This window comes from Promicromonospora sp. NPDC057488, assembly GCF_042802395.1.
Lineage (GTDB): Bacteria > Actinomycetota > Actinomycetes > Actinomycetales > Cellulomonadaceae > Promicromonospora.
Genome location: NZ_JBHVEG010000199.1, coordinates 1 through 10,702 on the forward strand (window position 1 = coordinate 1; position 10,702 = coordinate 10,702).

At 72.3% G+C, this 10,702-nt stretch carries 9 protein-coding genes and 3 tRNA genes; 3 read left to right on the plus strand and 9 right to left on the minus strand.

Annotation, left to right across the window (positions count from 1 at the left end; translation table 11 throughout):
* Positions 1-39: 39 nt before the first annotated feature.
* Both ACFU5G_RS26140 and ACFU5G_RS26145 read right to left on the minus strand, forming a co-directional pair.
* Positions 40-1,248: a UDP-N-acetylmuramate dehydrogenase gene (locus tag ACFU5G_RS26140; RefSeq protein WP_377251360.1), complete on the minus strand. Its 1,209-nt coding sequence runs from the start codon at positions 1,246-1,248 to the stop codon at positions 40-42.
* 156 nt (positions 1,249-1,404) lie between these two features.
* Positions 1,405-2,643: an MFS transporter gene (locus ACFU5G_RS26145; protein ID WP_377251362.1), complete on the minus strand. Its 1,239-nt coding sequence runs from the start codon at positions 2,641-2,643 to the stop codon at positions 1,405-1,407.
* 111 nt (positions 2,644-2,754) lie between these two features.
* On the opposite strand from ACFU5G_RS26145, the gene ACFU5G_RS26150 reads away from it, so the two are divergent.
* A complete protein-coding gene (locus ACFU5G_RS26150) occupies positions 2,755-3,879 on the plus strand; it encodes a LacI family DNA-binding transcriptional regulator (protein ID WP_377251364.1) in 1,125 nt (374 codons plus the stop codon).
* 115 nt (positions 3,880-3,994) lie between these two features.
* Positions 3,995-5,341, plus strand: a complete 1,347-nt coding sequence (locus ACFU5G_RS26155; RefSeq protein WP_377251366.1) for a C39 family peptidase — start codon at positions 3,995-3,997, stop codon at positions 5,339-5,341.
* 120 nt (positions 5,342-5,461) lie between these two features.
* On the opposite strand, the gene ACFU5G_RS26160 is transcribed toward ACFU5G_RS26155, so the two are convergent.
* From ACFU5G_RS26160 to ACFU5G_RS26190, 7 genes are all read right to left on the minus strand, one after another.
* Positions 5,462-7,729, minus strand: coding sequence for an N-acetylmuramoyl-L-alanine amidase (locus ACFU5G_RS26160; protein WP_377251368.1), 2,268 nt, complete (start codon positions 7,727-7,729; stop codon positions 5,462-5,464).
* Positions 7,730-7,889: 160 nt separating this feature from the next.
* Positions 7,890-8,312 (minus strand): MaoC/PaaZ C-terminal domain-containing protein, encoded by a 423-nt coding sequence (locus tag ACFU5G_RS26165; protein WP_377251370.1) that lies wholly within the window; start codon positions 8,310-8,312, stop codon positions 7,890-7,892.
* Complete coding sequence (locus ACFU5G_RS26170) at positions 8,309-8,794, minus strand: MaoC family dehydratase N-terminal domain-containing protein (RefSeq protein WP_377251372.1); 486 nt, start codon at positions 8,792-8,794, stop codon at positions 8,309-8,311. The genes ACFU5G_RS26165 and ACFU5G_RS26170 overlap by 4 nt, the downstream gene beginning before the upstream one ends.
* 24 nt (positions 8,795-8,818) lie before the next feature.
* Positions 8,819-8,989, minus strand: a complete 171-nt coding sequence (gene rpmG, locus ACFU5G_RS26175; protein ID WP_013837798.1) for a 50S ribosomal protein L33 — start codon at positions 8,987-8,989, stop codon at positions 8,819-8,821.
* Positions 8,990-9,073: 84 nt separating this feature from the next.
* A tRNA-Met gene (locus tag ACFU5G_RS26180) sits at positions 9,074-9,150 on the minus strand.
* A gap of 85 nt (positions 9,151-9,235) precedes the next feature.
* Positions 9,236-9,308, minus strand: a tRNA-Thr gene (locus tag ACFU5G_RS26185).
* A 234-nt stretch (positions 9,309-9,542) separates the two neighbouring features.
* Positions 9,543-9,624 (minus strand) — tRNA-Tyr (locus ACFU5G_RS26190).
* 124 nt (positions 9,625-9,748) lie between these two features.
* On the opposite strand from ACFU5G_RS26190, the gene rarD reads away from it, so the two are divergent.
* Positions 9,749-10,651: an EamA family transporter RarD gene (gene rarD / locus ACFU5G_RS26195; RefSeq protein WP_377251374.1), complete on the plus strand. Its 903-nt coding sequence runs from the start codon at positions 9,749-9,751 to the stop codon at positions 10,649-10,651.
* Positions 10,652-10,702 lie beyond the last annotated feature (51 nt).

Sequence of the window (10,702 nt, forward strand, 5' to 3'; positions counted from 1 at the left end):
GGTCCCCGGAGGGACCTGAGCGTCTGACACGTAGGGCGGCTAGAGGGAGACGCCGACCAGGACCGTCTCCGGGACCAGGGTCACGCCGAACCGGTCGCGGACGCCGTCGCGCACCGCGCGGGCCAGCGCGATGACGTCCTCGGTGCGGGCCCCGCCGCGGTTGGTCATCGCGAGCGTGTGCTTGGTCGAGAGCCGTGCGGGGCTGTGCTCCCCCGCCAGCCCGAAGCCCTTGGCGAAGCCCGCGTGCTCGATGAGCCAGGCGGCGCTGGTCTTCACGAGCGTCGGGTCGATGGCGCCGAGGCTCGGGCCCGTGGTCGTCTCTGGCGTCGCGGAGCGGACCGGGTAGCGCGGGGCGTCCTCGGGCAGGTGCTCCAGGTGCTCCACCGGGATGACGGGGTTGGTGAAGAACGACCCCGAGTTCCAGCGGTCGTGGTCCGGCTCCCCGTCGAAGCCCGGGCTGTCGAGCAGCATGCCCTTGCCGCCGCGCAGGCCCAGCACTGTCTCGCGGACGTCCTTCATCGGGGCGCGCTGCCCCACGTCGACGCCGAGGCGCCGGGCCAGCTCGCCGTAGCCCACCGGCGCGGACAGCGTGCCGAGCCGGAACTGGAACTGGACGCTCAGCACCACGTAGCGCGGCGACGGGTACCAGGGGGCACGCGGGTCGCCCTCGCCCTTGATGCCCTCGCGGCCCTCGCCGTGCATGGAGCGCTTGAGCAGCGACGTGCGGTACCCGAAGCTCAGCTCGCCGACGGAGAAGGTGCGTACCCGGCGCTCACCGCGGTCCCAGGTGCGGACCAGGGAGACCACGCCCGACAGCTCCTGGCCGTACGCGCCGATGTTCTGCACGGGGGCGGCGCCGACCGTCCCCGGGATGCCCGACAGCGACTCGATGCCGACCCAGCCCTCGTCGACGGCGCGCGCGACCAGCGCGTCCCAGTTCTGGCCGGCGGGCGCGGTCACCACGGCGCCGCCGCAGGAGTCGTCCGACTCGACGGTGATCCCGGTGCGGACGTCACGGACGACCACGCCACCGAAGCCCTCGTCGGCCACCAGCAGGTTGGAGCCACCGCCCACGACCAGCAGCGGCACGCCGGCGTCGTCGGCGGCGGTCACCGCCTCGATCGTTGCGGCCTCTTCCTCTGCCTCGACGTACGAGGCTGCCGGCCCACCAACGCGCAGGGTGGTGAGGTCGGCGAGGCTGGGGACCACCGCTTGTGCCTGGACGGTGTCTGCCGGGTATGGGCTCACCGTGCAAGCCTATCTACCCGACGCGTTGGATTTGTGCACATCTTCGACATGGCGTGGGTGATGTCTGCCAATTCTGGAACCTTTTGGTGTTCGCAGACGTGTTCAGTGCTCGGTTTCCGCGCCCTGGCCTGGGCATACCCGCTGGCGTGATCCTCGCTACCTCTTCACACCCGCCGCCGTCGGCAGCGGCCGGACGGAGCGGGCCACGACGAGCCCGAGCACCATCGGGACGAGCAGCACGAGCACCGCGAGGCGGTAGCCCGTCGCGTGCGCCACGAAGCCGATCAGGGGCGGCCCCACGAAGAACGCCGTGTACGCGATGGTCGAGACCGCGGCCACGCGCATCGCGGCCCGGCGCGGCTCGTCGGACGCCGCGCTCATGCCCATCGGGAAGCCCATCGCGGCGCCCAGACCCCACAGGCCGACCCCGACCAGCGCGAGCCACAGCACCGGGAACAGGGAGAACGTCAGCACGCCCACGAACGCGAGCGCGGCCGAGATCACCAGTACCGGCACCCGTCCGTACCGGTCGATGGCGCGCGTCCCGGCGAGGCGGGCCGTGGTCATCGCGGTGAGGAAGACGGCGAGGCCGACCGCGCCCATGCCGTCGGAGGTGCCGAACCCGTCCACGACCGCGAGGCTCACCCAGTCGTTGGCGACGCCCTCCGTGAGGGCGGCGCTCAGCACCACGAGGCCGATCGCCAGGGTGCGCGGCTCGCGCCAGGCGGCGAGCAGGCCGGCCACGCCCGACGGCGGCGGGGTCACCTCGGCCGGGTCGGCGCCGTCCGCGCTGGCCGCGCCCACGGCGTCGTCCGGCACGGCTGCCGCGAGCGCACGCGGCGTGAAGAACCGGGTGGCGACGACGACGGAGAGGAAGGCGACCACGCCCGCCGCGACGATGTGCCAGAGGACCGGGACGCCGGCGGTGGCCACCAGGGCGCCGATGCCGGCGCCGAGCACGGTGCCGAACGAGAACCCGGCGTGGAAGATCGGCATGACCGCACGGCCGAGGCGCTGCTCCACGGCGGCGCCCTCGAGGTTCATCGCGGCGTCCCAGACGCCCGCGCCCACCCCGAAGAGGATCAGGCCGCCGCGAACGGCGAGGTGCTCGTCCGACGCGACGCCGTACCCGGCCACGGCGAGCCCGGCCACGAGCAGGCCCGAGAAGGACAGCACGGTGCGCGCGGTGCCGATCCGCTCCGCGACCAGGCCCGAGAGCGGGATCGCGGCGACGGATCCGATGGAGCCCGTCAGCAGCAGGATGCCCATCTCCTGCTCGGAGAACCCGAGGCCGTCCCGGACGGCGGGGAGGCGCGATGCCCAGCTCGCGAACGCGAACCCGCTGGCGGCGAAGACGACGAAGACCGCGCGGGCGGCGGCGTGTGCAGTAGGCACGGAACTCCTTGGTGCGATTGAATCTCCCGACCGTAAGCCACAATCTGGGATCAGCCCAGCAGATACCCGGGTCCTGCACCACCGGTGCCCGAAGCGAGAGAAGGAACCGCGATGAACCGCCAGACCGTTGGCCGACCGACCCTCGCGAAGGTCGCCGAGCTGGCAGGTGTCTCCGTGTCCACCGCCTCGCTCGCGTTCTCCGGTGCGGGACCGATCACGCCCGAGACCCGGGAGAAGGTGCTGGCCGCCGCCCGGGAGCTCGAGTACTCGGGACCCAACCCGCTGGGCCGCCAGCTCCGGTCGGGCCGCTCCGGGATCGTGGGCGTGGTGATCGGCGACCAGCTGGGCCGCTCGTTCCGGGACCCGGTGTCCACGCAGGTGCTGCACGGCCTGGTCTCCGCGATCGGCGAGCAGGGCCTGGGCGTGCTGCTCGTGCCCGGCATGCCGCAGGGCGCCACCGCGCAGTCCGTCGGGCTCGCGGCCGAGGCCGGGCTACCGCCCGCCGTCGACCCGCTGGTCGAGGCCGCCGCGATGGACGTGGCCGTGCTCGTGTGGGGCATCCTGGAGGGCGACCCGAACCTCGCGGCGCTGCAGCGCCGGGGCGTGCCGGTCGTGATCGGCGAGGGGCACGAGGTGCCCGGGGTGCCCGTGGTCGGCGTCGACGACCGCCGGGGCGCGGCCGAGGCGGTGCGGCACCTGGTCGAGCTGGGCCACACGCGGATCGCGGAGATCGCGCTGCCGTTCGGGCGCGACGAGCGGTCGGGTCTGGTCGACGCCGAGCGGCTCGCCGCCGCCGAGCGCACCCCCACCCGCAACCGCCTGGCCGGCGTGCGCGACGTCATCGAGCCCGTCATGTCGTGGGAGACGCCCGCCTCGCTCGTGGAGCACGGGCGGGACGCCGCGACCGAGATCCTGTCCGAGTGGGCACCCGCCCGGGACCGCCCGACGGCGATCATCGCGCACTCCGACCTGCTCGCGGCCGGCGCCGTGATCGCGGCGCGGGAGCTCGGGCTGCGCGTGCCCGAGGACGTGTCCGTGGCCGGGTTCGACGGCCTCGACCTGCCGTGGCTCTCCCCCGACGTCCTCACCAGCGTGCACCAGCCGCTGGTCGAGAAGGGCCGTGCGCTCGGGCTCGCGGTCATCGCGCTGCTGGCCGGCGAGCAGCCGGAGTCGGTGATGCTGCCGGTCAGCCTGGTCGAGGGCACGACGACCGGCCCCGTGCCCGATCTGGGCTGAGCCCGGGCCGGCCTGTTTCGGCCGTCCCCAAAACTGCTGCTGTCCCGGCCCCGCCTCTGATAGAGAAGGTGCACGGCCCGCTCACCGAGAGGGGCCCGGAGACAGGGAGACACGCGTGTCGACACGGGGAAGACTGCGCAGGACGGCATTGGCACTGGTGACGACGGGAGCGCTCGTGACGCAGGCGGGGATCGCGGCGAGCGCCGTTCCGGCGGCGGAGACGGCAGAGCAGGGCACGGCGGCGTCGGACAACCAGATCACGCTGACGGCGTGGGACGGCGTGCGGGACTTCCGCGCGGGAGAGAGCTCCAACCTGCGGCCGGGCGCGCACGGCGGCCTGGTGCTGCGGGGCGGCGGGGAGACCGTCGAGTACACCGACCCGTTCGGTGACGGCACGCCCGTCAGCTACGAGACCGGCCGGTGGACCTCGCCGGTGGTCGAGACCGGGTACGCGATCGACGAGTCCGTGAGCTCGTGGAACGCGAAGACGCCCACGGGTACCTGGGTCGAGATCGAGTTCCGCGGCCGCAAGGCCGACGGGACCTGGACCAAGTGGTTCGTCATGGGCCGCTGGGCCTCGGACGACGAGTTCGCACCCGCCGACGGCGGCGTCGGCGACATCCACCGCACCTCCGTGAACGGCCAGACCGACGACGACGCGTACCTGTTCACGGACACGTTCGTCGCGAAGTCCGGCAACGAGCCGGAGGCGTTCCAGACCCGGGCCACGCTGTACCGGCCCGAGGGCACGCGGGTCTCCCCGCGGCTCGACTCCGTGAGCACGATGACCAACGAGTATCTGCCCGACGCGCACTACACGGGCACGAGCGACTTCACGCTCGGGCGCGAGGTGTCGCTCGACGTGCCGCAGTACAGCCAGAACATCCACCGCGGCGAGTACCCCGAGTTCGGCGGCGGCGGCCAGGTGTGGTGCTCGCCGACGTCGTCGACGATGGTGATCTACTCCTACGGGCGCGAGGTGCCGGCCGAGGAGCTGGAGGGCATCGAGGCGCCGAACGGCGACCCGCAGGTCGACTACGCCGCGATGAACACCTGGGACTACACGTACGAGGGCGCCGGCAACTGGCCGTTCAACGCCGCCTACGCGAGCACGTTCGGCCTGGAGTCGTTCGTGACCCGGCTGCGCTCCCTCGCGGAGGCGGAGAAGTTCGTCGCGGCCGGCATCCCGCTGGTCTTCTCGATCAACTTCGAGGCCGAGGAGATGCCGGAGGCCGGGTACGAGACGGACGGGCACCTCGTGGTGCTGCGCGGGTTCACCGCCGACGGCGACCCGATCCTCAACGACCCGCACGGCGCGACCAACGACGCCGTCCGCGTCGTGTACACGCGGGAGAACTTCGAGCGGGTCTGGCAGACCTCGACCGACGGCCTGACGTACGTCTACCACCCGAAGGACGTGAAGCTGCCGCGCAACCTGCCCGGGGTCACCCCGAACTGGTGAGCCGGGTCGGCCCGGCCCTCCGGCCGGGGCACCGGTAGAACGTACGCACGCGGGGTGTGTTGCGCGGAGTAGACGATGTCTACTCGGCGCAACACACCCCGCGTGCGTATCGGCTCCCGGCTAGCGGCCCGCCACCCGCCGCGGCTCCGAGGTGTACGACGCCGCCGTGTACCCGTCCGCGGAGACCGTCACCTCGACCGTCAGCTCCGCGCCGCGGTCGCGGCCCGTCACCGGGTACCGGCTGCCGGTCGCCCAGCGCACCGGCTCGCCGTCGCGCAGCCACCGGTAGGCCACGTCGACGTCCGCCGGCAGGTACGTGCCGGGCTCCGCGGTCAGGAGGCGGCCCACCCGGGCCTTGCCCTCGATCGACGGACCCGACACGTCCGCGACCACCGGGTCGTGGAGCTCGACGTCGGCCGCGTTGACGTACACGTGCCGGTGCGCCAGCCACACCTGGTAGTAGACGTCGTCGCCGCGCACGACCGTGCGGTCGCCCGGCCCCGAGCCGTCGAACGTGGCGGCCCGGTAGTAGTCGGCGGCCACGTCGTCGTCGGACACGGCGTACGTCTGGCCGACGCCGACCGTGTACTCGATCGGCGTGACCTCCTGCACCGGCACGTCCGGGTGCGCCTCGTAGGCGGCCGCCTCCGGGTAGGCCCGGCCGAAGACCGGGGCCGGGGCGTCACCCGCGACCGTGATCGTCTGTGCCGTCGCCGGCACCACCACCGGCCGGTCGGCCGGGTTGTGCAACCAGACCAGCGCGCCGGCCCACCACACGCCGAGCCAGTCGCCCTCGACCCGGTCGACGACGAGCTTGTGCCCGGACTGCACGCGCGCGCTCACGTCGCTCGCATAGGTGGTGCCGTCGGCGCCGTCCGGCTTCCAGCCCGGGTCCTTCGCCAGCGCGGCGTCCTGGGCGGGCTCCTGGTACAGGTAGCGGAAGTTGGTGCCCGCGCCCTCGACGCAGTCGCCCGAGGTCGGCGACGCCTCCTCGCAGCCCGTCACCGTGTTCGGGTTGTCGGCGTAGCCCGTGCGCACCTCGACGACGTCGCCGGGCGCGACGTCCGTCGTCGCCTCAAGGTCGCCGCCGATGGGCGCGCCCAGCAGCTCGAAGTAGTGGTCCCAGTCCCAGTAGGGGCCCGGGTCCCAGTGCACGTTCTTGGTGTAGCCCGGCAGGATGCCCGGCACCTGGTCGTGCCCGATGACGTGGGCGCGGTCGAGCGGGATGTCGTGCTCCTCGGCGAGGTACCGCACCAGCGCGGCCGAGGACTGGTACATCGCCTCCGTGTACCAGGAGCCGGTGCCGGCCCAGCCCTCGTGCTCCAGGCCGATCGAGTGCATGTTCATGAACCAGTTGCCCGCGTGCCAGCCGACGTCGGCCGGGTCGAGGTGGTTGGCCACGTGCCCGTCGGAGGAGCGCAGCGTGTAGTTCCAGGCCAGGTAGGTCGGGTCCTGCACCAGGTTGACCGACGGCTGGTAGGCGGTCTCGGTGTCGTGGATCAAGATGTAGTCGATCGACGGGCCGCCCGCGCCCGTCCGGTCGGCCTGGTCGTGGTTGCCGTAGTCCCCGGTGCCGTCCGGGTCGTCGGCGGAGGCCTTCTCGTACGGGGCGGGGAGCCACTCGCAGCCGAGGTCGGCGGGGCAGTCCGCCCCGGGGTCGCTCGTCGCTCCGGTCTTCGGCACGACGACGTCCGGGTTGCCGGTGAGGATCACCGCACCGTCGGCGGGAGTGGTGGTACCTGCTCCACGCCGCAGCGTCGTGAAGACGCCGGCCGCGAAGCCCTCGATGTCGCTCATGCGGGACACCGCGTCCTCCCAGGCGGTCAGGTCGGCCGTGCCGGCCTCGGTGGCGGCCTGGGCGGCGCCGTCGCGCTCCGCCTGGGCCTGGTAGGACGCCAGGAGGGCCGCACCGCCGCAGACGTTCGCCTGCGCGTCGGACTTCAGGGTGGCCTCGTCGAGGCCCGTCAGCGCGGCGGCCCGGGTCAGCTCGGCGGTGCCCTCGCGGGCCGGGCCCGCCTTGTCGGTCACGGCGGAGAGCGGCAGGCCCTCGCCGTGCGCGTGGCCGACCGCCGGGCCGGCCTCCAGGTTGAACACGCCGTAGCCGCCGTCGGCACTGGCCTGGCCCGCGTGCTGGTCCCAGCGGGACTCCAGGTACGACACGGCCTTGAGCAGGTCCTCGGGCACCCCCGTGGCCTCGGCGGCCGCGCCGAACGCCTCGTCGAGCGAACCGGCGGCCAGCACCGGGGCGCACGCGACGACGTCGTCGGCACGCGGGGCCGCCGTGGGAGAGGCGGTCGCCGCACCGGCGGCGACCGCGGAGAGCGGGATGAGCGGAAAGAGCACCCCGGCCGCGGTGGCCAGGGCTGTGATACGTCGTCGAGACGTCACGCGGAGTTCCTCTCGTCGGGTCCATACAACTCCGGACGAGAGCATCACACCTGATGCAGGTGCGCATGAGGAAGGGTTTTCGGGTTAAAAATCCGTTACCCCGGCGAACCGTTCCTGGCGAGGGTCTCGAGGCTGCCGCGAGTGAGGGGCGCCGGAGGCGTCAGAGGCGGACGAGCACCTGGGTGCGGCCCAGGACCTTGGCGGCGTCGACCGTGACGACCAGGTCCACGCGGACCGTGCCGGCGTCGGCGTCGACCACGCCGACCGTGCCCACGACGTCGACCTGGGCGGTGCCCGGGTTGGGCACCTCGACGGGCTTGGTGAACCGCGTCTGGTAGTCGACGACGGCGCCCGGGTCGCCCGCCCAGTCCACGACCAGGCCGACGACGCTGCCCATCGTGAGCATGCCGTGTGCGATGACGCCGGGCAGGCCCGCGCCCACGGCGAACTTGTCGTTCCAGTGGATCGGGTTGAGGTCGCCGCTGGCGCCCGCGTACCGGACGAGGGTCGCACGGTCGAAGGTGACGGTGCGGCTGCCGATCACGTCGCCGACGGCGAGCGTCGCGATGTCGGGGCGGCTCATGCGTCCTCACCTCGGATGGCCAGCGTGGAGACGACGGTGGCGACGTGCTCGCCGGGGCCGTCGGCCTCGGGCGACGGCACCTCGACCTGCTGGGGCATCGCGTAGATCTCGCAGCGTGTGGTCACCATGCTGATGGCCCCGCGCACGACGACGCGGTCCACGTGCAGCACCGTCGTGAGCTCGTCGCCGGCGACGATCGGGCGGTGGTGCGTGAAGCGCTCGTCCGCGTGGACCACGCGCGTGAAGTCGATGCGCGCCTCGGGGTCGCTGATGTACTGCGACTCCGCGCGCTGGGCCACGACCACGGCGAACGTGGGCGGGGCGACAAGGTCCGTAAAGCCAGAACCCCGCGCCGCCACGAGATCGTGGTGCGCGGGGTGCGTGGCACCGACGGCAACAGCGAACTCGCGGATCTTCTCGCGGCCTACGGAGTAGGGAGCGTTGGCCGGGTAGGACCGGCCCTCGAAATCAGCGTTCGCCACGTCGGTGTGAAGCTACTGAGAGACTCAGCGGGTCTCGCGGTGCGACGTGTGCTTGCCGCAGCGCGGGCAGAACTTCGCCAGCTCCAGGCGGTCCGGGTCGTTCCGCCGGTTCTTCTTCGTGATGTAGTTCCGCTCCTTGCAGTCCACGCACGCCAGCGTGATCTTCGGGCGGACATCCGCGCTCTTGCTTGCCATGGCTCTCACCTCCGCGCCTCGAGAGGGAGGCGCCATGTGTCTTCTCGTCGCCCGGCAAAAGGGAGCCGGGCGGATGTACTTGCTTGGTAGCGAGGGCGGGGCTCGAACCCGCGACCTCACGATTATGAGTCGTGCGCTCTGACCAGCTGAGCTACCCCGCCGCGCGTGACTGAACGCGAGGCCGTCCGCCGTTGCTCCCCACCGGCTAGCCGGTGGGGTAGGCGTACGACCCCGCGTCGATCACAGAGCCCCGAAAGGGAATCGAACCCTTGACCTTCTCCTTACCATGGAGACGCTCTGCCGACTGAGCTATCGGGGCGGCGAGGAAGACTCTACATGCCCTCCGGCCTGGCGTGAAATCGAATCGGGTGTGAGGTGCGCCGCGCGGGTCGCGAACCCGGTCCGGACCCACTTGTGGGGCCAGAAACCAGGGCCAGGACCCGCGTGCGGCGTCGGCCGCGCAGACACGCGGCATCGGCCGCACCGGCACGAACCCGACAACGAGACAGGGCGTGACCAACGAGATCGTTGGTCACGCCCTGTCTGCTTCACGTGGCTGGTGAGGGATTCGAACCCCCGAAGGCTGAGCCGTCTGATTTACAGTCAGATCCCTTTGGCCGCTCGGGCAACCAGCCGTGAACGGTGCCAACCATAGCCCCCACGAGGCCCCGGCGAGAAATCGAAAACGGGCCCGGCCTGGTGACGAGCCCCACAGCCCGTTCGCGGCCCGCGCAGACCCGCGAGTTCTATGGTGACGCCGTGACACAACAACAGGATCGCTGGGGGCTGCCCCTCGGCATCGGCGCCTACCTGCTCTGGGGCGGGATGCCGCTGTTCTTCCCGCTCCTGGAGCCCGCCGGCCCCCTGGAGATCGTGGCGCACCGCATCGTGTGGAGCCTGCTCTTCTGCCTGATCGCCCTCGCCGCGCTGCGTCAGCTCGGCGACTTCCGCACGGCCCTGCGGTCGCCGCGCATCCTGGGCACGTTCGCGGTCGCGGCGGCCCTGATCGTCGTCAACTGGGTGGTGTACGTGTACGCCGTGCTCAGCGACCGCGTGCTCGACGCCGCCCTGGGCTACTTCATCAACCCCATCGTCACCGTGCTGCTCGGCGTCCTGGTGCTGCGCGAACGGCTGCGCCCCGTGCAGTGGATCGCGATCGTGTTCGGTGCCGCGTCCGTCGTCGTGCTGTCCACCGGGCTGGGCGGGCTGCCCTGGATCTCGCTGACCCTCGCGCTCTCCTTCGGCCTGTACGGGCTCGTGAAGAACCGCGTGGGCCGCACGGTCGCGGCCCTGCCCGGCCTGGCCGTGGAGACGGCCGTCGCCACCCCGTTCGCGCTCGCCTACCTGCTCTGGCTCGGCAGCGCGGGCACGTTCACCAGCGAGGGCACCGGGCACGCGCTGCTGCTGATGTCGGCCGGCATCGTGACCGCCCTGCCGCTGCTCCTGTTCGGCGCCGCCGCCCGGCGCCTGCCCCTGTCCGTCGTCGGCATGCTGCAGTACCTCGCCCCGGTGCTGCAGTTCCTGGTGGGGCTGCTCGTCTTCGGAGAGCACATGCCGCCGGCCCGCTGGGCCGGGTTCGCCCTGGTGTGGGTCGCGCTGATCCTGCTCACGGTCGACGGCGTCCGACAGGCCCGCAGGGCGCCCCGAATCGGCCAGGGCTGAGGGCGGTTGCCGCTGGTCGAGCTTGTCGAGACCCGGTTACCGGGTCTCGAC